Consider the following 25,149-nt stretch of genomic DNA (forward strand, 5'->3'; position numbering starts at 1 on the left):
TAACTTATATTAATCTACCCACGAAAGGATTGTTATGTATGGTAAGAGTTAGTTTTTTAAAACCATGTGAAGTAGCGGAATTTGTTAAAGATGGAGATACTATAGTGACAGAAGGATTTGTTGCTAGCTGTTGCCCTGAATCCTTGACTAAGGCTTTAGAAAAACGTTTTTTAGAAACTGGTCATCCAAGAAATTTAACTTTGATGTATTCTGCAGCACAAGGAAATAGAGATGGAAGTGGAGCAGATCATTTTGCTCACAAAGGAATGACAAAAAGAGTAATAGCAGGTCATTGGAACATGGCTCCAAAGCTTGGGAAAATGGCTGTTGAAAATGAAATAGAGGCATATAATTTGCCGCAGGGAACTTTAGCTCAATTATTTAGAGATATAGCTGGTAAGAGAGTTGGAACTATAACTCATGTAGGATTAAATACCTTTGTTGATCCTAGAATAAGTGGAGGAAAGTTAAACGAAGTTACTAAAGAGGATATAGTTAAGCTTATTGAGATTGAGGGAGAAGAAAAGCTTCTTTATAAATCTTTTCCAATAGATGTTTGCTTCCTAAGAGGTTCATCAGCAGACGAATGTGGAAATGTAACTTTAGATAGAGAGGTGGCAACATTAGATGTTACTTCAATTGCTCAAGCTTGTAAAAACAACGGAGGAAAAGTTTTTGTACAAGTTGAGAGAGTGGTATCAGGGGGATGTTTAGACCCTAGACTTGTTAAGATTCCAGGAATATATGTTGATGGAATTGTTTTAGCTGAGCCATGTGATCATGAACAATGTTTAGGAATGAAATTTAATCCAGCTTATACAGGAGAAGTTAGAATTCCATTAAGCAGCATAGAAAAAGCACCTTTAAATGCAAGAAAAATAATTGCAAGAAGAGCAGCTATGGAGCTTAAGAAGGATACAATAGTTAACTTAGGAATTGGTATACCAGAAGTTATATCACTTGTTGCCAATGAAGAAGGTATTGGAGATTATATGACACTTACAGTTGAATCTGGTCCTGTTGGAGGAGTACCTCAAGGGGGAGCTACCTTTGGAGCTTGTATAAATCCAGATGCTATTTTAGATCAGCCTTATCAATTTGATTTTTATGATGGGGGTGGAGTTGATTTAGCATTTTTAGGATTAGCTCAAGCTGATAGAAATGGAAATATAAACGTAAGTAAATTTGGACCTCGTATAGCAGGATGTGGAGGATTTATAAACATAACACAAAATGCTAAAAAGGTTATATTCTGTGGTACTTTCACAGCTTCAGGATTAAAAGTAGAAACTGGAGATGGAAAGCTTCATATAATTCAAGAAGGTAAATCAAATAAATTCCTTGAAGATGTTGAGCAGATAACTTTCAGTGGAGAGTATGCTAATAAAACTAATCAGCCAGTTATGTATATAACTGAAAGAGCTGTATTTGAATTAAGGAATGATGGATTACATTTAACAGAAATTGCTCCAGGAGTTAATCTTGAAGAAGATATTTTAGCTCACATGGACTTTGTTCCTAATATAGATGAACCACTTAAGCTTATGGATGAAAGAATATTCTACGATAAGCTTATGGGACTTAAATAAAAATAGTAAGATCTTAGATTATTAATGAAATTAATCTAGAATTAAATGATTTAAAGAGTTGTAACTCTAGATATAATTACAGAATTTTGGGAGGAATTAAGGTATGGATTTCAGTTTAACACAGAAACAATTAGACGTACAAAGAGCAGTAAAAGAATTTGCAGAAAGGGAATTAAAACCATTTGCTATTGAAAATGATGAAAATAGTACATTCCCAATAGAAGCTTATAAAAAGTTAGGTGAATTAGGTGTCATAGGACTTCCATATTCAACTGAATACGGCGGAACAGGTGGAGATTATCTTTCATATGTCTTAGCTATAGAAGAAATTTCAAAGGTTGATGCATCTATGGGGATAGCAGTATCAGTAACTACTTCATTATGTGCTGGTGGAATTAGTAATGCATCAGAAGAGCTTAAGAAAAAATATCTACCAGATATACTTTCAGGTAAAAAGCTTGGATCTTTTGGATTAACTGAACCTAATGCTGGCTCAGATGCTGGTGGAGTTATTACTGTAGCTGAGAAAAAAGGAGATAATTATATATTAAATGGGGCTAAATGCTTCATAACAAATGCACCTTTATCAGGAACATTTATAGTTTTTGCTCTAACAGATAGAACAAAGGGACCTAAAGGATTATCAGCATTTATTGTAGAAAAAGATTTCCCAGGAATATCAATAGGAAAAATAGAAGATAAATGTGGTATTAAATCAGCACAGGTTTCAGAAGTTCTATTTAATGACTGTGTTGTACCAGCTAGCAATTTAGTTGGTAAAGAAGGTGATGGATTCAAAATAGCTATGAAAACTCTAGATGGAGGAAGAATTGGGGTTGCTGCCCAAGGCTTAGGAATAGCAGAAGGAGCTTTTGAAATAGCTAAAGAATACATGAAGGAAAGAAAACAATTTGGTAAACCTTTATTTAAACAACAATATTTAGCTTTCAAAATGGCTGAATTAGCAGTTGAAATTGAACAAGCTAAGTATATGTTATATAAGGCAGCAATGGACAAACAAGAAGGAAAACCTTATTCAGTATCAGCTGCTAAGGCTAAACTAGTTTGTACAGATGCAGCAATGCATGTTACTACTGAAGCTATTCAAATGCTTGGTGGTAATGGATATATGAGAGAGTACCAATTAGAAAGAATGATGAGAGATGCTAAGATCACTCAAATTTATGAAGGTACAAATGAAATTCAAAAATTAATAATAAGTGGAAGCTTATTTAGATAAGGAAATAAACTTACATTATCTGCAGTTTTAATTAACTGTAATTAAAAAATACACAACTATAATAACTAAAAGTTAAAAATCAATTCATTTTATATAGTAAAATATATATTAATACTTAGGAATTTTAGTAAGCTTTAATTAACCCTTAAAGAACTTTATTTAAATTCCAAATTAAAACCTTAGGTTTGTAATTTTAAAATAACTAAAAACAACTAATAACAACTAACAACAACTAACAACAAAAATAAACAACAACTAATTAATAAATAAATCATCCCTATTACCCAAGGGGTGATTTTTTTATGGTTTAAAACTTAAGTTTTAGGAAAAATAAAAATTTGTCTTATATAAGCAAAAAACTCTATGCCTTATAGCATAGAGTTTTAGAAATTTTTAAAGGGTAGTGAGTTATGTTAAATTTTATGGTTTGATGTATAGATATCCTTCTGATTGCTTTTCAGCAAGTTCAATAATTCCAGCAGGAACTACCTTACAAAAAGAGAACAATTCATCTTTAGATATATTGAACTTATTAAGTGAGTTATTACATACTGCAAAAACTACTCCTTGTTCAGCCGGTTCAATAATTTTATCTATTAGATGAGTATTTCTAGCTATCAATTCTCTTAACTGAAATACAGCCATAGAGTTTGCTAACACTTCTAATTCATATTTTCTATTGGTCTCCTTAGCATTGTTTAATACATTTTTTAAGTTTTCTAAAACCATAGGCCATTTATTAGGCTCATCAATATGAAATATAATTTTCAACTTAACCACTTCCAAACTTAGATTAATTTCTAAGGTATTATATAAATATTAAATAAGATTTTAAAGTTGCTGATGTTATTTCTTTGTTCTATAACCACTTACAGAAGTGGACTACTTCTTAGTAAATAGATTGTTTTGTTTAAATTTACTAAGCGAATTTTTAACAGTACTCTGAACAAAATTTCTAACATCAACAACCTTGTCTTTAATATATTACTTTAAAAATAAATAATCAAATAAGGTAAAAATAAGATTTTTAAAATAATAGATTTATTTTGATAATATTTAGGTTTATTACAATTTTATAATCATAGTTTTTAATAATTTGTATTTAAAACTTAAATATGTGTATTTTTGTAATGATTAGAATATAAAAGAAGTTAGATTGTGAGAGGATAGGACTTTTTGAATACGTTTGCTGTAAAAGTTTCAAAAGTCCTATGTTTTTGTGAAAATGTTTGCGAATAAGTTATGATTGTCCGATATCATATCAATAAACTTCAATGTAATAGTTTGCAGTTAAGTTTATAATAGCATCATAACATTTAGTAAATGATTTTATTGAGGAGATGATTTTATGAGAAAGGCTTTTATATGCCCAACAAAATATGTTCAAGGAGAAAATGAATTACTTAATTTAGGTTACTTTGTAGAGACTTACGGAAAGTCAGCACTTTTAATAGCTCATCCAGAAGATATAAAGAGAGTTAAAGATAAATTAGATGCAACAGCAAAGAAATTTAACATTGAATTTGTAGAAGGCGGATTTAAAGGTGAATGTTCACGTCAAGAAGTTAAAAGACTTCAAGATCTTGCAAAGGAAATGAAATGTGATTGTACAGTAGGTCTTGGTGGAGGAAAAGCTTTAGACACAGCTAAATGTGTTGCTGAAGGTGAAAAACTTATAGTAGTACCAACAATAGCAGCTACAGATGCTCCAACTAGTCACTCAGCAGTTTTATATACAGAAGATGGATCATTTGATGATTATGCATACTTTAAAGCAAGCCCAAGTGTTGTTTTAGTAGACACAGAGGTAATAGCAAAAGCTCCAACTCGTTTCTTAGTAGCAGGTATGGGAGATGCTTTATCAACTTACTTTGAAGCAAGAGCAACATCAAGTTCATTTACTAAAGTCAATGCGGGATTACCATGTGGGGTAAGAGAAGAAAAATGTAGACCAGCAATTGGAACAAATGCTTCATTAGCACTTGCTAAGCTTTGCTATGAAACATTATTAGAAGACGGAAAGAAAGCTAAAGATGCTTGTGATTGTAACTGTGTTACTAAATCTTTAGAAAATATAGTAGAAACAAACATATTATTATCAGGTTTAGGATTTGAGAGTGGTGGATTAGCTGCAGCTCATGCTATACATGATGGTTTAACAATATTAGAAGGAACACATGGATATTTCCATGGAGAAAAGGTTGCTTTTGGAACAATAGCTCAATTAGTTCTTGAAAATGCACCAAAAGAAGAATTATATGAAGTTTTAGATTTCTGTTTAGAAATAGGTCTTCCAGTATGTCTTGAAGATATAGGTGTAACAGAAGTTTCAGATGAAGAATTATTTGAAGTTGCAGAAAAAGCTTGTATACCAGAAGAGTCAATTTACTCAATGCCATTTGGAATAGAAGTTTCAGAAGTAGTATCAGCAATTAAATTAGCAGATAAGATAGGTAAAGACTACAAAAATAGAAAATAATTTTAATAGCAAGGGAGAGTTTAACATGAAGAAAATAATGAATTCAGCAGAAACACTAGTAAGAGAAATGTGTAACGGAATGGTTATGGCACACCCAGAGTTAGAATTTTTAAACAAGTATAAGGTTGTTAAAAAGAAAGATATTAATGAAGATAAGGTAACACTTATAAGTGGTGGTGGAAGTGGTCATGAACCAGCACATGCAGGGTTTATAGGAAAAGGTATGTTAGATGTAGCTGTATGTGGAGATGTATTTGCTTCACCTTCACAAATACAAATTTATCAAGCGATAAAAGCATCTAAGAGCAATAAAGGTACACTTCTTATAATCAAGAATTATAGTGGTGATATGATGAACTTTAAAAATGCAGCTCACCTTGCTACAGAAGATGGAATAAAAGTTGATTACATAAAGGTTGATGATGACATAGCTGTTGAAGATAGTCTTTATACTGTAGGACGTAGAGGGGTTGCAGGGACTGTTTTAGTACATAAAATAGCAGGAGCAGCTGCTGAAAGAGGAAATAGCTTAGAAGAAGTTAAAAGAATAGCTAAGAAAGCTGCTAGCAGTGTAAAAAGTATAGGATTTGCTTTCACATCTTGTACTGTTCCAGCTAAAGGAACTCCAACATTTGAATTAGGTGAAGATGAAATGGAATATGGAGTTGGAATACATGGAGAGCCTGGAATTCGTAGAGAAAAAATAGCTACAGCAGATGAATTAGCTGAAAGAATGGTTAATCAACTTATAAATGAATTAGATTATAAAGATGAAGAATTAGTTGTACTTGTAAATGGATTTGGAGCTACTCCTCTTCAAGAGTTATATTTATTAAACAACTCAGTATTTAGAGAATTACATAAAAGAGGAATTAAAGTTTGTAAAAACTTCGTTGGCAACTATATGACAAGTATAGATATGGCTGGAGCTTCATTATCAATAATGAAACTTGATGATGAGTTAAAAGAGTTAATGAAAGATGAGTGTGATACTCCAGCATTTAAAGTTAGTAATCATATGGATATGAATGAATATGAAGAAGTAGTAATTGAAGAAAAAGAAATTCCAGTATCATATAAAGTTGAAACTTGTGAATCATTCAAAGAAATAAAGGACGAAAAGATTTCACTTGAGAATATGATTTACATATTAGATAAAATGAGTGAAGTAATAATTGATAATGAAGTACCTTTCTGTGAATTAGACTCTCATGCAGGTGATGGAGACTTTGGAATGAGTGTTGCCAAAGGATTTAGAATACTTAAAAGAGAGTGGAAAGATATATTAAAAATAGAAAACTTAAATATATCAGAATTCTTAAATGCTTGTTCATTAGTTATAATGGAGCACTGTGGTGGAGCATCAGGTCCAATATGGGGATCAGCTTTCAGAGCGGCAAGCAAAAATGTTATAAACAAAGATGAATTAACAGTTAAAGATTTTGCAGAGATGATGCAAGAAGCAGTATTAGGAATTCAAAAAACTGGAGAGCGTTCATTTGGAAGAGGAGCTGTAGTTGGTGATAAAACATTAATAGATGCTTTAGTACCTTGTGCAGATTCTTGGACAAATAGTGCTGAAGAAGGATTAAGTTTCAAAGAAGCATTTAAAAATGGAGCAGAAGCAGCGGTTTTAGGCGCTAAGAAAACAGAAGAAATAGTAGCTCGTATGGGTAGAGCTGGTACAGTAGGTGAAAGAAGTATTGGTTATCCAGATGCAGGAGCATATGGTTTAGGTGTAATCTTCACTGAAATATCAAATGATATTAAATAAATTAAGATATGTTATATAGTTAAATAATTCAAATAGTTTTATAGAGTAAAAGAATGTATTAAAGGATTAAGCTTGTTATGATAAGCATCTCACATTTGCCTTTAATACATTCTTTTCTTATTTTCTTATTAAGGTAAGTAAGATAAATCTCATAATTTTTATTAAAAATAAATTTATTAGATAATTTATTTTTAATATATATTTTTAAATAAAATTATGTAAAAAAATATTTATATTAAGTAATTTATTATTTAATATAAATATTTTTAATATTTTATATATCAGGCTAATTAAGTACTTAATAAAAAAATTAATAAAAGGATATATAATATAGGTAAAATTATGAGAGGAGAATAGTGTATGGAATATGTAGTGAAAAAGGGTGAAAATGCACAAGAGGTTAAATATAATAAATGGGCTATATTATTTTGTGTAGTTACTATGACCTTCATGTCTTGCATAGATGGTAGCATAGTAAATGTAGCTTTGCCTAAAATTTCATATGATTTAAATAAGCCTATATTAGATACTCAATGGATTGTAACTACTTATCTTATGGTTATATCAGCCTTAGTATTACTTTGTGGAAGAATTGGTGATATAAAGGGGAAATGTAAGGTTTTTAAGGTAGGTGTTTTGATTTTTACAATAGGTTCATTCTTTAGTGGGTTATCAAAGACATTGCCTCTTCTTATAGTGTCTAGAGCAATTCAAGGGGTTGGAGGCTCCTGTGCAATGGCAACTGGTATGGGAATAATAACAGCTTTCTTTAATGAAAAAGAGAGAGGAAAGGCAATGGGGTTATCAGCTAGTGCAGTAGCTATGGGAGTAATGGTTGGACCTGCATTAGGTGGTATTTTAGTCTCTATAAGATGGGATCTTATATTTTGGATTAATGTACCTATTGGAATAATTGCTTTTTTACTTTCAATGGTTTATCTTCCTAAGATGGAGACAAATTCAAAGGAAAAGATAGATATAAGAGGAACAATAGTATTTGCAATATTTATAGTATCAAGCATGTTATCTATAACAAAAGGGGAAGTTTTAGGTTATACAGATAAATATATAATGTTAGGATTTATAGTATCTATAGTTTCTTTTACAGTATTTATATATTTGCAAAAGACAGTGGAATCACCAGTTTTAGATTTAAATTTATTTAAGACTAAACTATTTTCTCTAAGTATAGTGTGTTCAGCACTTTCATTTTTAGCTATAAGCAGCATGAATATAATAATTCCACTTTATTTAGAACAAGCATTACAAATGAGTTCTTTACATGCAGGATTATTTTTAATGATTTACCCACTATGTCTATCAATAGTTGCTCCACTTAGTAGTTCTCTTTCTGATAGATTTAATGGAAGATTGATTTCATTAATAGGAATATCTTTATTAACAGTAGCTCTTTTCTTTATGGGAAGAATAAATATAAATAGTACTTTAATTTATTTAGGAACTTGCTGTGCTATTATGGGGGTTGGCAATGGAATATTTAAATCAACAAACAACGCTCTTGTTATGGAAAAAGTGCCTAAGCATAGACTAGGTATTGCAGGAAGTGTTAACTCATTAGTTTCAAATTTAGCTATGGCCTATGGGTTTACATTTGCAACAACAATCTTATATGGAAGAATGAGTTATAGACTAGGGTATAAGGTCACAAATTATATACCAGGCCATGAAGAGGCATTTTTATATGGATTAGATTGTGTATTTTTTTCAGCTACAATAATGTGTTTAATCGCATCAGTAGTAGCATTTATTAGATATAGAAGAAAAGATATATAGGTTAAATTAATATATACAGAAGGAATTTTTATAATATTATGTAGAAAAAGCTTTAATCTATTTTTTATTTTAATAATATAAAAAAATAATTAGTTTGTTTTATGTAATTTTATCCATAAAATAGTGATAAATTTTAAGTAGACAATGCTTAAATTGATAAAATAATAATTATTATAAAGAAGTGTTTATTTATCTTTCTAAGAGTGATATAATTAAATTGTAAACAATGTTAACAAAATGTTCATTAATTATGTTTGTTTTTAGGAGGGTTATAAAATGAGTAAAAAAGTAGAAGAATTAAAAAATGAAGTTATGGCTGATGTAGAAAAATCTTGCGTAGAAGACATAAAAGCTCATATGATTGATAAAATAGAAGAGGATGTAAAAGTTCTTGATGAAGATAGCAAAGCTTACAAAGAAGATGAAAAAGAAGCTGCTAAATTAGGAAAAGCTATCAATAAAGAATTAGATAGAGAAATAAAAGAAGAAGCTGAAAATGCTAAAGAATTTGCTAAAGAATTAAAAGCTGATATAGAATCAAGAGAATAATATTTTAAATAATTAAATAAAATTTTCACATTACTTTTGATGTAAAAAGACTGTATGTAATATCCCGAAAGTGCATATAGTCTTTTTATTTTGCTTAATTTTAGTTTAATAAATAGTAATAAAAAAAGTATAATACAATAAAAATATTGCATTATACTCTTTTTTATTATTAAAAGGGTTATGTAATTAAGGAATATAAATTTGTTAGCTTTGATGCTAATTAATATTCAAAATTTATTTGAACATTAATTAATTTCAAATACTTAATAAATGTAATGGAAAGTTTAAATAAAAATATTTATTTAAACATTAATTAATCTTAAAGCTTAGAGTATAGTTTGAATTTTTATTTTAAATTTCAGGTGTAAGTAAATTAAAGCTTACACCTGAAGTTTATGCTAATCTAATTCAGAATTAGCTATATGACCTTTTAAAATTTCGGCTGATTTTATTAGGTTTTCTTTTTCTTCATTTGATATAGGGACATCTAGAATTTGTCTAGCTCCACTTCTATCAACTATAGTAGGCATTGCTAAATAAACATTATCAATTCCGTATTGGCCTTCAAATAGAGAAGAAACAGTTAAAATAGCATTTTCATCACGAAGGATTGCTTCAACTATTCTTGTAACGGCAAGAGCTACAGCATAGTTTGTATATCCTTTACTATTTATTATTTCATAAGCTGCATTTTTAACTTTTTCAGGAAGTTCCTTTTTAAAGGAGCCATCGCAGTTAGCGCAAACTGTTTTACAATATTCTTCAACATTTGCTCCAGCGATATTAGTTAAGCTCCAAGCTGTTATTTCTGAGTCTCCATGTTCTCCAATTATATATGTGTGAACATTTCTAGCGTCTATATCAAAATGTTCTGAAAGCATATATTTTAATCTTGAAGTATCTAAGACAGTTCCAGATCCAATAACACGTTCTTTAGGGAATCCAGAAAGCTTGTAAGTTATATAAGTTAAAATATCAACTGGGTTTGATACTACTAAAAGTATTGAGTTTGGGCTATATTTAACAACCTCAGGTACTATACTTTGGAAGATCTTTAAGTTTTTATTTATAATATCTAATCTTGTTTCGCCTGGCTTTGGACCAACTCCAGCAGTTATTATAACTATGTCAGAGTCTTTTGTATCTGCATAGTCTCCTGATTTTATATCAACAGATTTAACAAATGCCGCACCTTGTGCTAGGTCCATAGCTTCAGCATGTGCCTTATCCTTATTTATATCAACAATTACTATTTCGGATGCTAATCCATCTTGCATTAATGCGAAGGCTGTTGTTGAACCAACGAATCCTGCACCTATTATTGAGATTTTATTAGTTTTTTCTCTTATCATATATATCATCTCCTAAACTAATTCCTAGTTAATTACTATGAATTATAAGTTAATTATATAACAAATAATTATTATTATCAAGTAGTTTTTCTATTATTTTCTATGTTTAGAGTATTTAAGTAGGTATTTATTCTTATAATCTAAAAATCTTTATAAAAATATTCTTTCTAAATAGAAGGATATTTATACTTGTAAGAGAATATAAGTATTGAAGAAAATATATTTAAGAGTGTAAAGATTTGATAATTAATAAGTAATAAATTTGTGGGCTTTAGGATAAAGAAAAATATCTTTAAAAACTTAAATATATTTTATTAGAAATATTATTTATAGGGAAAGAAGAGTTAAATTAAAAAAAGAAAATGGGGCTTAAAGTTTTTTATTTAACTCTTATAAGAATTAAGAGGTTGTATCAAAATAATTTATAATATAAAGCTTAAAATTAGTAATTTAATTTATTAATTTTTTTAAAAAATAAGTTTTATATTAAAGTTTTGATGCAACTTCTTAGTTTAAATAAATATTTAAGTGAAAATATATAATTATAAAGTGATATTTTGGGAAAAATAGTATATAATTGAATAGTAATAAAGAGAAATATTATTATTTTAAAGGGGTGAGCATCTTTGATAAAAATAAAAAAAAATATCAATAAAGATGCCGAAAAAAAATATGAATATAGATTTTATAGGTACTTGGGCTTAGTTTTAATTATTCTTTTTTCCTGTATAGTTACTGTAAGTAATTTAATAAATCCAGGAGAAACGAAGAAATTAATTTCAGAGCTAGTTAGAAAGGGCTATAGTGATTTTTTTCAGTATGAATTACAAAATAGTGATAAATCACTTCAAGAGATATATGATTCATATTCAAAGAATGAAAATATAGAAGTTTATAAGCTCATGGCCTTAAATACTATATATTTTGGTGGAGATAGAAATAGGTATTTAGAGCCCTATATAAGACCCTACATAGATAAGTATAATTTATCACAAAATGATAGATTGAAATTATATGAAGATGTAAATAAAGAAATAAAAAATATTGAAAATAAGTATATCTTTAAGTTAATTGTTAAGAGATTTTCACCATACATACTTGCTATTGCTTTTGTAACTTTAATAATGGGAAGTGCTTCATTTATTAGAAAGAGAAATAATGTTGAAAGAATTATAATTAATATTTTAATATTTTTAGCTGGAATATATATATGCTATTTATCTAGTATAAGTGTGAAGCATGGAATATGGATTAATTTAGCTATTATGCTGGCTCTAGCAGAGTTTATTATAGAAAATAAAACTAAGTTATTAGAATATATTGGAGGATCTATTATACTAATTATTTTAGTTTTAAGTATATTAGGTAAATTTGAGTATAAATCAAATGAATTAGATAAATATGATGTAAATAAATTAGTTTTAGTAAATAATTTTCAAGGAGCTAATTTTGCTAATGAAGAGCACGATATTCAAAGAAGTGGACGAGCTTTATATTCTGAAATCAAAAAAGAGAATATGATATTAATAGATAATTCTAATGAAAATATAAATAATTTAATTGAAAATAAAGAGAAAATCATATTTAATAATAAAGAAAATAATAAACCTGTATTTTATATGTGTTTATATAATAATATTCCAGTATATAGATTAGCCTTAGTTAAGGAGGGCCAAATAGTAAAGATATATGAGGGAGTATTAAATCCTTATATGAGAAGTACACTTATGAAGTTAGAAAGAGGAAAAGGGCATAAGAAAAACAAAGTATGCAATATAGAGATGCTTAAAACAATAAATTAAGCTTTAAATTTTATGTGAATTAACATTAAAAAAATCATAATGATATATTAAGAGGAATATTTATATACTAAGGACAAATTTAATTAGATTTAGTTCTTAGTATATTTTTTTAGGCAGAATGTTGTTTTATGGAGTGATTTCAGTGGAGTACAAAAAAGAGCAATTCAATGAAAAGGTTTTAACTAATCATATTACTAAGGAACAATGGATTGATATTTTGAAAAATAGTAATTTAATTGGATTAAGAGATATGAAAATATTGCTTAATTTATATGGTAGCAATGGACAGCCCCTTAAGACTTCTTTAATAGGAGAGCATTTAGAATTTGGAGATATTAGTACTAGAATTCAAAAGATGTGTAAAAGAATAGAAGAATTAGGAATAGGTTTAGATGAAAAAAGCGAAATAGGAAGTTGGAAATATAAATTTAGACATTGGTTTATTATGCTAAATGGATCAAAGATATATGATGAGAAGGAAGAAAAAAATTATTTCACTTGGACATTAAAAAAGGAACTTAAAGAAGCTATAGATTCTTTATTAGGAAAAGAATAGTATGACTTAAAGAAGTATTGTATAAAATAAGATAATAAAACTTATGCTTATTAATAAAGCAAGTTGTTTAAAAGATTAGTGTTTTATTATTTGTTTTTTTATACAATACTTTTTTTAAAATTATAAATGCAATTTGAAGAGTTTGACAGTAAGAGCCTTATGAGGTTAATATCTTATTAGCTTAACATAAGAAAGGAGGGAGATAGTATGAATAGAAAAGAGATAAAAAGTATTGCTAAATCTAAGTTAAAGGGAAGATGGTTTAATATTGTCTTATTAACTTTAATCATAGCAATAATTGAATTTGGAGCAAGTGAGATTATTGGAAGAACTGAAGGAATAACTTCTAATATTTTAAACATAGCTAATAACTTTTTATTAATGCCAGCTATAACGGCTTCAGGGATTATATACACAATTAAATTTGTTAAGAGTAATGAAGTAGTAGCTTTAAGTTATGCTATTCCAAGTGTTAAAACTTGGGGAAGATTTATAATGAGTATGATAGTTACTATGATCTTTAGTATTCCTATACTTTTAGTTGTGTTTTTAGGAAATATATTTTTAGTGTTATCTATAACATCATTACATAGTGCAATGCTTAATGGCCAAATATCTATGAATCCTATGATAGGAATTTGGGGAGTAATATTTTTAATAGTTATATTAGTATTAATTTTAGCTGCTGTAGTAGGAATTTTATTATTCCCATTACCATATTTAATGGCTGAAGATACCTGTGGAATATGGGAAGCTGTTAAAAGAAGCTTTAAAATAATGAATGGTCATAAATGGGAATTATTTATTATGGGACTTAGCTTCTTAGGATGGTTAATATTATCAGCATTAACTCTTGGAATAGGATTATTATGGCTTCTACCATATATCCAAGTTACCTTAAGAATATATTATCTTTCAATTACAGGAAGAGAAAGTGAAATAAATTAAAGTTAGGACTGTATCCTCAATGGGTACAGTCATTTTTTTGAGTTTACAGAATTGACATAAATTTGATATGATGTTAATCTTTTATTAAAAATAGAAGGAAGTGATTATTTTATGACCAGAAAAGAAATAAAAAGTTTATCACAAGATAAGCTAAGAGGAAGATGGACAAACTTTCTTTTACTTGTATTAATAGTTTTAGGAGTACAAGGACTAGTTACGTATTTCATATCGAATGTAGAAAGTATAGGGCTAAGTTCAATTTTGAATTTAGGAAATAGCTTTTTATTAGGACCTTTTCTTGAATCTTTACTTGTAGTTTTTGTAATTAAATTAGTTGATAGAGATGATAAGGTTGGATTAAAAGAATCTATTCCTTCATGTAAAGTATGGAGAAATTTTATTAAGAAGTTCCTTGCTTTAATATTATTTGAGCTTCCAATATCACTTATAGCATCAATAATTGCTGTGGTATCATTTATTAGTATAATATCAAATCATTTTTATGAGTATTTATTTATGGCTTCTATGAATTATGAAGATATATTAAGTCAATATATAGGTATCTTTATTATAATAATATTAATAGTAGCTACTTATAATATTATAGTTTCATTATTCTTTTTCCCTGTTAAATATATTATAGTTGAAGAGCCAGAACTTGGTATATGGGAAGCTGTAGGAAAGGCTTTTAAAATGATGAAAGGTCATAAATGGGAGCTTTTCGTATTAATTTTAAGTTTTATAGGATGGGCAATACTAGCTGTTTTACCTATAGTATTAGGAAGTATAATTATTGTTTTAATGAACTTAAGTGTATATATATTACCTATTTTCTCTATAGGACTAATATGGTTTTTTGTATATAGAGATACTATATACAGAGTTTATTATCTTTCAATTTCAGAAAGAGCATTAGAAATAGGAAAAGATGAGTTAAATCAGGATATTGAAGTTGAAGAAGAGGACTTCGAATTTAGAGATTAGTTTAAATGCCTAAGAAATACAATTAAATGTGTTTCTTAGGCATTTTTATTTTAGAAAAATATATTACTATTTAATTTTTTAGTGTAATGAATTTACTAATAGGAATTATTTTAACTTAATACTAATTAAAAATATTTACTTAAGGGGTTCCATTACTCTGTCTAAGATATTATTAATTTCTGCAATTGATGTACCAAAGTTTGTTATAGGAACTAAGGCGTAATCACATATTCCTATTCTATTCATTATTTCAGCTTTGTTAAACATGCATCCTCCACAATGAATTACAAGGGAATATTCATTAAGATTCTTAGGAAAGTCCTTACCAGAGCAATTATGAACTATTATTCCAGGACAAGTTTCTTCTAACCAAGTAGGTAGTTTTTCTCTTGCTATATCACCTTTTAATTGATGGTGAGTACAAGCTTCTGCTATTAAAACTTTATCACCTGCTTTAAGATTCTTTATTGCTTTGGCTCCTGAATAGAACTTATCTAAATCACCCTTGTATCTAGCCATAAGTATTGAGAAGGAAGTAAGAGGAACACTTCTATCTAATTTTGCATTAACTTGTTTAAATACTTGAGAGTCAGTTATTACTAAGTCAGGCTTACCGTTAAAGATTTTTAATCCTTCATCTAATTTATCTAATGTAACCATAGTTGGTATTCCACCATAATCTAATATATCTCTTAATACTTGAACTTGAGGAAGTATAAGTCTTCCTTTAGGAGCTTGTATATCTTGAGGAGCTACTAAAAGAATTTTATCTCCAGCTTTGATTTTATCACCTATTATTGGGCTTTCAGTTATTGAAGAGGGTGATACATTGACAAGTTCTTTTTTTAATTCATTTATGTTTAAATTATTTTTTGCACTTATGGCAACACAAGGTATTCCTAATAATTCACCAATTTCTTTTAAAGAATTATTTAAATTACTATCAACAAAGTAATCTTTATTAGATAAAGTTGTTTTATCAATATCCTTTAAATCAATTTTAGACTCAATTAGGTTATTAGGAACTAAATCACACTTGTTAATAACTAGTATAGCTGGTTTCTTAGCCTTTTTTAATTTATTAAGCCATAATATTTCCTTAGAAAGCATATCTTTAAATTCTATATTTGATTTTATTGCCTCTAGTATTTCAGAAAGGGAAAGGGTTATAAGAGCTACATCAGTCTTTCCTACAACCTCTTCAGTTTTTTCAACTCTAAGCTTACCTATTTCTCCTTCATCATCAAAACCAGCTGTATCAACGAAAACAACAGGTCCTAGTGGTAAAAGTTCCATTGCCTTATAAACAGGGTCAGTTGTTGTTCCCTTAAAGTCTGATACTAGAGAAATGTTTTGCCCTGTTAGGGCATTTATTATGCTAGATTTCCCAGAGTTTGTTTTACCAAAAAGAGAAATATGAATTCTACTTCCTCTAGGAGTTTCATTAAAATTACTCATAAATTTTTCTACTATTGCAAGATGTAAATAGTAGAATTGCACCTCCTTGCATTAATTCTTGTGTGAAAATATTTTCAACTGTGAATAAACCTGTGGATAACTTTTTTAATGAATTTTTACTTTCAAATTCTAGTTAAATAATGAAAATAAGCCTTGAAAAAAGTAAAAAAATTACAGTTGGAAATGGCTTAATATAGCCATTTACAGGAGTTTTTATCTTTTGAAAAAATTACTTTTTTAAATAGTAAACTTTATTAAAAGATAATAGGAAAATAGTATAATTTTTTCATTTCTAAACAAGTTATCCACATAGGGGTGTGGATAACTTTAAGGTTATTCACAATATATAGTTGTGTCATATTTAAATACATACTAAATATTGATAAGGAAAAAAATGTGATTAAATATATTGAAAATTTTTGATATAAAAACTATGAATAAAAATTTGTATATAAGTAATAAAAATACAATATTTAGTACAAATAAAGCTTTGTTTCTTTAAATTTAATTTAAAATAAGCTTAATATATAGAAATTTTAGCTTAAAAACAGTATGAAATAATAAAAGAATAATTAATATTTTACTAAAAGCTATTATAAAATCTGTGATTTGGTATATGTTTTTAGTAAATAAAATTATAAAAATTATTCAAGAATAATTATATAATTTTGAGTATGAGATTAGAAGGGTATTTTAATCAAATAATATAAAACTAAAAAAGGACAACTCTTAAGGAAAGAAGTTGTCCATAATAATCAAATTATTAATTTTAGTGATGAGGCACTAAAACTACCTCACTACAATCTTCGAAGTTTAAAGAATTTTCATCTATATCTTTTATAGTTAATAAGAAATCATTAGCATTTATTTTTAATAGTGGATAATCTCCAATATTGTTTTTTGTATCATTGCATCTATAGCCTTCATTTTGAAGGTGAGTTATAACTGCATATTTTAAAGACTCCATAGAAGAAAAGCCTTTCTCTAAAGTTAAAACTATCTTGTGTATATTACAACAAGTTCTTCTTTCTAATGAATTTTGATCTACTGCCATAAAAAAACCTCCCTCACAATAAGTTAAACTCTCAAATCATTCCTAATATTTACATAATGTTTAATTATATTTTACAACCTTTACATTTAATAGTCAAATTTTTAACAATGTATTTTAAGGTGTATTATTATGAAAATATTTAGGAATAGGTTGAAAAAATAAGAAAATAAGAGAAATTTAAAGAAAAAATGATTTTCATTAAAATTTTTAAATTAACAATATGAATATGATAAAGATTGATATGCACAACATTGTAGATAATATAACAGTGTTGTTTATGAGTTTTTCATATTCTGGACAATGTTTACCTAGTTACTACAAATTTAATACTTTTTTTAGTATATTCCTTATTGAACCTTAAGGTGAATCCAATTATAAATATATAAGTTTAACCTAAAGTTTCTAATATAAAAACTATACAAAAAAGAGTAGTATAAGAGGATCCAAAAGATGGTAGCTAAAATTTTCACAAAAAAAGCCAGCTTACGCTGGCTATATATTAATTATAAATTGATTTTTAGTTTTGATTTTGATTGTTAGTTTGTACCCATATGAAAGATATAAATTTTAATATGGAGTTAAAGTCATAATTTTTCATACAGGTTTTGCATGAATAAATAATCATTAACTTTAATTAATTAAAGCTAGTGAATTAATGTGATATAAAAAGTTACAATATATTTAATTAACTAGAATCTTAAATCTCTAGTTCCGTTACTTATCTTATTTATTTTTTCTTCAACAGATTTTCTAAATGATTCATTATCTATTTCATCTATTGATTTTTTAATTAATTTATCTCCGATTTCTCTTGTTCTATCTGTGCCGTAATCATCAATAAATTCTTTTAAAGTTATTAAAGCATTAGCTTCACATATTTTATAAAGTTCACCACTCTTAACGATGTCCATAAATCTTTCGCCAGTTCTACCTTCTCTATAGCAAGCTGTGCAATAACTTGGTATATATCCAGCTTCCATAAGGCTTTCTATCATTTCAACTGGTGATCTATGATCTCCAACTTCAAATTGTGGTTTCTCTTCAGGATCGATGTATGATTCTGAATAACCACCAACACCTGTACATGAACCTGTACTTACTTGAGAAACTCCAAGAGCTATTATTTCATCTCTTAAGCCTGGTTCTTCTCTTGTTGAAAGTATAAGACCTGCATATGGTACTGCTAATCTTAAGATAGCAACAATCTTTTTGAAGTCTTCATCATCAACTAAGTAAGGATAATTTTCTAAGCTAACATTTTCAGCTGGTCTTATTCTTGGAACTGATAGTGTATGAGGACCAACCCCTGTAGTTTCTTCTAAATCCATTGCATGCATAAGCATTGCTAATGTTTCATACTTGTAATCATAAAGTCCATATAGAACTCCCATACCAATATCATCTATACCAGCTTCTCTTGCTCTATGCATAGCTGTTGTATGATAATTATAGTTATGTTTTGGACCACTTACATGTAATTTTTCATAAGTTGGTTTATGGTAAGTTTCTTGGAATAAGATATATGTTCCAATTTCAGCATCTTTAAGTCTCTTATAGTTTTCAACTGTTGTTGCAGCTATATTAACATTGATTCTTCTTATTGACCCATTATCAAATTTAATTGAGTATATTGATTTTATACAATCTAAAATATAATCTAGAGGAGCATTAACTGGATCTTCCCCAGCTTCAAGTGCTATTCTCTTATGACCTAGGCTTTCAAGAACTTTAACTTCTTCAATAAGTTGCTCTTTGTTAAGTTTCTTTCTTTTTAACTCATCATTACAGTGTTTATATCCACAGTAAGTACAGTTATTTACGCAATAGTTACTTACGTATAAAGGTGCAAATACAACAAGTCTTTTTCCATATAATTTTTCCTTAACTTGTCTAGCTGCTTTAAACATTTCTTCAATAAGCTCTTTATCTTCAAGATTAAGAAGAACAGCAGTCTCTTCAGGTGTTAACCCTTCTGCACTTTTACTTTTTTCAATGATTTCTCTAACTAGTTCTTTGTCAGAAACAAGCTCTTTTCCTTTTGCTATAAGACTATTAATTTCATCATCCTTAATAAAATCTAAAGCATTGTACTTTTCGTTATCTTTTAACATAACAAATCTCCTTTAAAATTACTTTTAGGGTATGTCAAAAAATAATATAAACAACTAAAATATACTTATGGGAACTCAATGATTAAGAGGCTTAAAGCGATTAAGCTAAAAGCTAGTTTTAGATATGGCAGCTTTAACGGAAACACCTTTAAGTTTACCGATTTTTCCTGTTATAGCTGAAATTTCATCGGTGGTTCCATCAACTACAATAGATATAACTCTAATGTTCTTTTCTTTGTATGGTAACCCCATTCTTCCAACAATTAATTTGTCGTATTCACTTAAGATAGAATTTACTTCTTTTATATTATCAAGGCTTTCAATAACAATGCCAACAACGGCAATTCTAGTACTCATACTGTCATCAAACCTTTCTAAGATTCAAAAATTTTTTATTACCTTTTTGTTCAGAGAATTCCTTACAATTAGGGATAAAGTATATTTATATTATTTTTTTGACTGGTTTCTCAGTTGAAAGAAGTATTTTTACATATCATCTCGCAACAAAGAAGACACATTATAATTATACTACAAAATTTTCAAAAATATAGATTAAATTTCTAGTAGAGAAAAATATAAGCTTTATACTAAATTAAAACAATTTGTAAACTTTTGAAAATTTATTTTGATATAATCTAAGTAAGATTTAAATTTATTGTATTTTTAGAATAATATTTTATTTAAAATTTGACCTGTCAAAAGGTCATTTAGATAGTAATTAAAGGCTTTAAATAGAGTAATAGGATTTAATATATTTTTGATTAAGCTTTGATATGAATGCTTAGAAAGGAAGAAGGCAAATGAAAAAAAATAAATTAATAACAGCAATGATATTAGCTGGAGCAATAAGTATTGGCTCATTTACAACAGTTTTTGCCGATACTAAGGAAGTAGTAACTTTAGGAGCTAATCTAAATTCAAGTCAAAAACAAGAGATGTTTAAGGAATTCGGAGTTAAACCTAATGATGTTAAGGTTATAACTATGAATGTTAATGAAATAAGAGAGCAACTTGGATTGCCTAAAATAGTAGGAGAATTTAAAGGCAATGCTTACTCAAGTGCTTTTGTTAAACTAGAGGAAAAAGGGTATGGAATAAAGGTAAAAACAAATAATTTAACAGAGGTTACTAAAACTATGTTAAGTAATGCCTTATTAACATCAGGGGTTACAGATGCTGATGTTATTGCTACAGCGCCATTCCCTGTAACTGGGACATCTGCTTTGGCAGGAGTTCTTCAAGCTTTTGAAAAGGCTACTGGAGAAAATATACCTGTTGAAAATAAGGAAGTAGCAAGGCAAGAGTTAAGTATAACAAATAATTTAGCTAAGGCTAAAAATAGTGAAGGACAAGATATTGGAAGAGATGGAGCAAGTGCTATAGTAAATCAAGCTAAAGAAGAAGTTATAAAGGATAAACCTAAAAATGACAAAGAGGTTGGTGAAATAGTAAATAATATTACAAATAACTATAATATTGAGTTGACTCCAACACAAGAGCAAGAATTAGTTGGTCTTTTAGCCAATATAAATTCTTTAGGATTAGATTATTCTAAATTAAAAGGAGAACTTGATAGCCTTTCTAATAATATACAGGAAGCTTTAAAAGAAAATGGACAAGAACTTAAAGAAAGTGGAACTTTAGATAGAATCTTAAATAAAATTCTAGGAGTTTGTACTGATATAAAAAATTGGTTTGTAGCACACTTTGGAGATGGAGAAGTTACTATAAATGGAGTTACATATGATAAAGATGGTAATATGATAAACAAGGATCAATTAAATAATATAGGAACTTCAATAAGTGATGAGGACAATGACACTAGTAATAATGAAAGTAAAAATAATATAGAAGATAAATCACAAAAGAGTGATTCTAAGGAGAAAGAAACTGATAAGGCTAATAGCAATAAGCAAGAGGATTCTAATTCTGAAGGAGGACAAGAAAGTAAGGGCAATGGTTCTTTAAATAATGATAACAAAAGTAATAAAGAATCTAAAAATAAAGATGCACAGGGAGCTAAAGAGTCAAAAACTAGTAAACCTAATAAAAATAGTGTAAGTTCATCAAAGAATAATTCAAATAAAAATAATAGTGGAAGCAGTAATAATTCAAAGGATAAAGGTAAGGAAACTATAAAGCTTGAGGATGGTACTGTAATTCCTAAGTATAATTCAAAGGGTGAAGAATATAATCCTGTTACTGGTGGATATGGACATATGCAAGAAACTGAAGATGCTGGAAAGGATTCTGATCAAACTATAGATTATATAATAGTTGATGGGAAGAAGGTTCCACTTCATGATGAACAGGGAAGAGAGTATAATCCTGAGACAGGAAGATATGGAGATCCTGATGATAATTAAAAAATAGTCAAATAACTTTACTTAGTATTATAAATATAGAAAAACTGTAATAGAAACAAAAAAATGTTTTTATTACAGTTTTTTTTATTATTTTACAACAGAAATAAAGGGTAAGGAATATTTATATAGTGAAAGGAGTTGATAAATATGGCAAAGGCAATCTTAACAAAGAAAAGCTTAGTATTAAAGTATCAAAAGGGGGTAGATGATAGTGGAAGCCCTAAATTTTCAACACAAAAGTTTTCTAAGATAAAGGTTGATGCAGAGGATGAAAAACTTTATGAGGTGGGAAAAGCATTAGCAGATCTTTTATCATCAAGAGTTAATTCTGTATTAAAAGAAGATGACTTTAAGTTTGTTGATGACACTCAATAATCTAATAAAAATTAGAGGGGTGATCAGCTGATTTTGTAGTATTTAAAAAAATAAAAATGCTTTTAAATTCTACATTAAAGGTAATCAAAAGAATAGAGAGGGTATTAGTTTTTCTAAGAGAAACCTTAGAATTTATAGATAAGAACTTTTAAAGATAAATTATAAGCTAACAAAAAGTATTAAAAGAATTAAAAGAATTAAAAGAATTAAAAGAGATTAATGAGTAAGATATGCGTTTTAGAAGAAGAAGTAGAAGAACAAAAGATGTAACATAATAAATTAATGGTAAAAAGAAAAGGGGGACTTTAAAATGGAAAAGGAATTATATCTTGTATTGTCTTTTAAAAATGCTGGAGGAAGTATAACAAAAATAACTCTTAAAAATATTAAGGAAGATGTAACTGAGGAAGAAGTTCAAAATCTTATGGAAAAAATAGTGACAGCAAATATATTTGTTTCTAAGGGTGGAGATTTAGTTTCTAAAGTTAAGGGTGAAATAGTAGAGAAAACAACAGAAAGCTTTGAAATGTCTTAATTTAGCTATTAAATAATTTATTAAAAATAAAGAAAAGGGGAAAATATCCCCTTTTCTTTATTTTGCAAAACAGTAATTAATTCCGTTAGAGATTCCAGTTGCAATTTTTATATAATTATCTGGATTGCTTAAATATGAATCTTCATTAGGGTTAGAAATAAACCCTAATTCTATAAGTACAATAGGAACTTTTGACCAGTTAAAACCAGTTAAATCATCTCTTACAACAACACCTCTATTTTTTAATCCTGTATATTTTGTATATGCTGTTAGTATTTTTTCTCCATATGAATAGCTTATATCTGATATATCTTTTGTTACATTTCCTTTTGTTGCAGGAACTAGTATAGAAGCACCACAAGCCTTAGGAGAATCAACTCCGTCATAGTGAATTCTTATAATTAAATTTGCATTATTATCATTACCAATAGTGGTTCTTTCTATATTGCTAAGCTGCTTGTCAGGACTATCTTTAGTCATAATTACATTATACCCTTCAGAAATAAGAAGTTTTTTTAATTCTTCAGCTACACCGTGAGTTATTGTGTATTCTGGGATTTTACTTTGAACTCCTGTAGCACCTAATGTATCCTTTAATTTTCTTTTTTGTGAGCCTGGACATTCAGGTTCTGTTTCATTAGATATTGTACTAGAATGCCCTGGATCAATAACTATAGTTATATCTTTATTAGCTTTATTAGGTTCATTTTCACAATAAGGTTCTACATCATTTTTTTTATCAGTTTCCTTATCAGTATTAGAATCAATTTTGTTTTTTTCTTTCTCTTGGTCTATGTTTCCCTCTTTGGAATCATTTTTTTCTGTATTATTATTTTCATTATTAGAGTTATTTTTTTCTGTATCATTATTTTCCTCATTGGAATTATTAATACTATTAGAATCCTTATTAATATCTGGTTTAGTGGAATTTGATCCACAGCCTAATAGCATTAAAGAAGAAATAATTATAATAGATAAAATTCTTAGAAATTTTTTCATACTATCATCCCTTTATTTGGAGTTTTCAACTGATTTTATAGTTTGAACATTTTTTACTTCATAATCATTTAATTCACTGTCATCACCTTTAAAGGATGAATCAGGATGATACCATGATTTTGAATTAAAATATGCCTTGAATGGATTAGTATTAAATACATATCCATGACGTGCGTATATTTCATTTCTCATTAAAGCAAGAGTACTTTTATTATATTTAGAAAGATCTGATGCTGATAAATAAGAAGAATTACTGTATGGCATTATAAAGTCATAAGGATAATCATATATGTTTCCAGAAAATTTTGATGGGGTTTCATTTGTGAAACTATATATGTTATCAACTTTATCATTACTTGAAGAATTTTTACTTTCATTAAGTTTTTTTTGTAAATCATCATATTGTGAAAAGTTTTCTTTGTTATATCCATACTTTGTAGCTAAATCTAAATCGGAATCACAGTCAGTGTAATTTTTATTTTTAAAATCTACAGTAGCTTTATTTACATATAATTTTGACATTAAATTATCTTTTTCAGATGTATTTAAGTTTGTTAATATTGAAGAATTATCAACAAAATCAGAGTCAGACTTTAAAGTTGTATAAATAGAATTTAATAAATCATCATTTTTAGAGTATTTTAAAGCACTGTTATAATAAGATAATTTTTCAGTAACTGATGAAGATTTAAGTGCAGAGTTATAATAGTATTTATATAATAAAGGTGATCTTAAAAAATAAATAGAAGTACCTATTATTACAAAAGCTACTAATGTGAAAATACTTATTAAAATCTTTTTTTTGGTATTAGAATGTTTAAAATTATCAGTATTTTCATTATTGCAAGATTCATCATTGAAATTTTCATCTAAATCATCATCAAAACTTGCATCTAAACATTTTTCTTTATTATTAAAATTAGAGTTGTGAATAGGTTTCAAATTATTTTTAATATTTTCATTAATATCAGTATTAATTTCTTTTTTTATTTTAGGTGCATCTAATATTATGGTTTTATCAATATCATTTTCAATGTTAGAAATATTTTTTGCATCCTCTGGATTTGAATTGTTTTCAGTATCTTTATCTACAGGTTTTACCTTAGCACCACACTTATTGCAAAATTTCATTGAATCAGATAGTTTATTACCACATTTAGCACAAAATTTCATTAAATCACCCC

Annotated in this window: 21 protein-coding genes; 13 read left to right on the forward strand and 8 right to left on the reverse strand. The window is 27.8% G+C overall.

The annotated features are described in order from the left end of the window. The first annotated feature begins 38 nt into the window (after positions 1-38). Positions 39-1,589, forward strand: coding sequence for an acyl CoA:acetate/3-ketoacid CoA transferase (locus GOM42_RS00715; RefSeq protein ID WP_252597677.1), 1,551 nt, complete (start codon positions 39-41; stop codon positions 1,587-1,589). Between the two features lie 103 nt (positions 1,590-1,692). Continuing rightward, complete coding sequence (locus GOM42_RS00720; RefSeq protein ID WP_003459936.1) at positions 1,693-2,829, forward strand: acyl-CoA dehydrogenase family protein; 1,137 nt, start codon at positions 1,693-1,695, stop codon at positions 2,827-2,829. Positions 2,830-3,249: 420 nt separating this feature from the next. Here GOM42_RS00720 and GOM42_RS00725 read toward each other — a convergent pair whose 3' ends face one another. Next, entirely contained in the window at positions 3,250-3,609 is a 360-nt protein-coding gene (locus tag GOM42_RS00725; RefSeq protein ID WP_223932417.1) for a DsrE family protein, read from the reverse strand. Positions 3,610-4,177: 568 nt separating this feature from the next. Here GOM42_RS00725 and GOM42_RS00730 point away from each other — a divergent pair. From GOM42_RS00730 to GOM42_RS00745, 4 genes are all read left to right on the forward strand, one after another. Beyond that, on the forward strand, positions 4,178-5,308 hold the full coding sequence (locus tag GOM42_RS00730; protein WP_003448555.1) for a glycerol dehydrogenase: 1,131 nt from the start codon (positions 4,178-4,180) through the stop codon (positions 5,306-5,308). Positions 5,309-5,333: 25 nt separating this feature from the next. Further along, positions 5,334-7,082, forward strand: a complete 1,749-nt coding sequence (dhaK, locus tag GOM42_RS00735) for a dihydroxyacetone kinase subunit DhaK (protein ID WP_003459924.1) — start codon at positions 5,334-5,336, stop codon at positions 7,080-7,082. 360 nt (positions 7,083-7,442) lie between these two features. Next, entirely contained in the window at positions 7,443-8,876 is a 1,434-nt protein-coding gene (locus GOM42_RS00740) for an MFS transporter (protein ID WP_110077519.1), read from the forward strand. 276 nt (positions 8,877-9,152) lie between these two features. After that, positions 9,153-9,425 carry a hypothetical protein gene (locus tag GOM42_RS00745; RefSeq protein ID WP_003448587.1) on the forward strand — a complete coding sequence of 91 codons (273 nt, stop codon included), beginning with the start codon at positions 9,153-9,155 and terminating at the stop codon, positions 9,423-9,425. 398 nt (positions 9,426-9,823) lie between these two features. On the opposite strand, the gene GOM42_RS00750 is transcribed toward GOM42_RS00745, so the two are convergent. Further along, positions 9,824-10,777 carry an L-lactate dehydrogenase gene (locus tag GOM42_RS00750; protein WP_003448546.1) on the reverse strand — a complete coding sequence of 318 codons (954 nt, stop codon included), beginning with the start codon at positions 10,775-10,777 and terminating at the stop codon, positions 9,824-9,826. 626 nt (positions 10,778-11,403) lie between these two features. Here GOM42_RS00750 and GOM42_RS00755 point away from each other — a divergent pair. The 4 genes from GOM42_RS00755 (at position 11,404) to GOM42_RS00770 (ending at position 15,067) form a co-directional block, all read left to right on the forward strand. Continuing rightward, entirely contained in the window at positions 11,404-12,579 is a 1,176-nt protein-coding gene (locus tag GOM42_RS00755; RefSeq protein ID WP_003459938.1) for a hypothetical protein, read from the forward strand. Positions 12,580-12,721: 142 nt separating this feature from the next. Further along, positions 12,722-13,135: a hypothetical protein gene (locus GOM42_RS00760; protein ID WP_252597678.1), complete on the forward strand. Its 414-nt coding sequence runs from the start codon at positions 12,722-12,724 to the stop codon at positions 13,133-13,135. 207 nt (positions 13,136-13,342) lie between these two features. Continuing rightward, on the forward strand, positions 13,343-14,083 hold the full coding sequence (locus tag GOM42_RS00765; protein ID WP_011590057.1) for a DUF975 family protein: 741 nt from the start codon (positions 13,343-13,345) through the stop codon (positions 14,081-14,083). A gap of 111 nt (positions 14,084-14,194) precedes the next feature. Next, a complete protein-coding gene (locus tag GOM42_RS00770) occupies positions 14,195-15,067 on the forward strand; it encodes a DUF975 family protein (protein WP_003479507.1) in 873 nt (290 codons plus the stop codon). A 135-nt stretch (positions 15,068-15,202) separates the two neighbouring features. Here GOM42_RS00770 and GOM42_RS00775 read toward each other — a convergent pair whose 3' ends face one another. From GOM42_RS00775 to GOM42_RS00790, 4 genes are all read right to left on the reverse strand, one after another. Then, positions 15,203-16,525 (reverse strand): GTP-binding protein, encoded by a 1,323-nt coding sequence (locus tag GOM42_RS00775; protein WP_110077520.1) that lies wholly within the window; start codon positions 16,523-16,525, stop codon positions 15,203-15,205. A gap of 769 nt (positions 16,526-17,294) precedes the next feature. Beyond that, positions 17,295-17,579, reverse strand: a complete 285-nt coding sequence (locus GOM42_RS00780; RefSeq protein WP_003448604.1) for a hypothetical protein — start codon at positions 17,577-17,579, stop codon at positions 17,295-17,297. Positions 17,580-18,268: 689 nt separating this feature from the next. Further along, complete coding sequence (hydG, locus tag GOM42_RS00785) at positions 18,269-19,690, reverse strand: [FeFe] hydrogenase H-cluster radical SAM maturase HydG (RefSeq protein ID WP_049039940.1); 1,422 nt, start codon at positions 19,688-19,690, stop codon at positions 18,269-18,271. Positions 19,691-19,795: 105 nt separating this feature from the next. Continuing rightward, positions 19,796-20,047, reverse strand: coding sequence for a TM1266 family iron-only hydrogenase system putative regulator (locus GOM42_RS00790; protein WP_003448558.1), 252 nt, complete (start codon positions 20,045-20,047; stop codon positions 19,796-19,798). A 443-nt stretch (positions 20,048-20,490) separates the two neighbouring features. Here GOM42_RS00790 and GOM42_RS00795 point away from each other — a divergent pair, with 443 nt between their 5' ends. The 3 genes from GOM42_RS00795 to GOM42_RS00805 all read left to right on the forward strand — a co-directional run bounded on the left by GOM42_RS00795 (position 20,491) and on the right by GOM42_RS00805 (position 22,966). Beyond that, entirely contained in the window at positions 20,491-22,056 is a 1,566-nt protein-coding gene (locus tag GOM42_RS00795) for a DUF1002 domain-containing protein (RefSeq protein ID WP_110027092.1), read from the forward strand. 147 nt (positions 22,057-22,203) lie between these two features. Then, positions 22,204-22,431: a DUF1659 domain-containing protein gene (locus GOM42_RS00800; protein ID WP_003448542.1), complete on the forward strand. Its 228-nt coding sequence runs from the start codon at positions 22,204-22,206 to the stop codon at positions 22,429-22,431. Positions 22,432-22,741: 310 nt separating this feature from the next. Then, positions 22,742-22,966, forward strand: coding sequence for a DUF2922 domain-containing protein (locus GOM42_RS00805; RefSeq protein WP_003448590.1), 225 nt, complete (start codon positions 22,742-22,744; stop codon positions 22,964-22,966). A gap of 57 nt (positions 22,967-23,023) precedes the next feature. Here the strand turns inward: GOM42_RS00805 and GOM42_RS00810 are convergent, their stop codons facing one another. Continuing rightward, positions 23,024-23,965 (reverse strand): N-acetylmuramoyl-L-alanine amidase, encoded by a 942-nt coding sequence (locus tag GOM42_RS00810; RefSeq protein WP_110077521.1) that lies wholly within the window; start codon positions 23,963-23,965, stop codon positions 23,024-23,026. Positions 23,966-23,977: 12 nt separating this feature from the next. Further along, a complete protein-coding gene (locus GOM42_RS00815; protein ID WP_110077522.1) occupies positions 23,978-25,138 on the reverse strand; it encodes a YARHG domain-containing protein in 1,161 nt (386 codons plus the stop codon). Positions 25,139-25,149 lie beyond the last annotated feature (11 nt).

It is taken from the genome of Clostridium sp. 16K-1-R1, from assembly GCF_023921145.1.
Lineage (GTDB): Bacteria > Bacillota > Clostridia > Clostridiales > Clostridiaceae > Sarcina > Sarcina perfringens.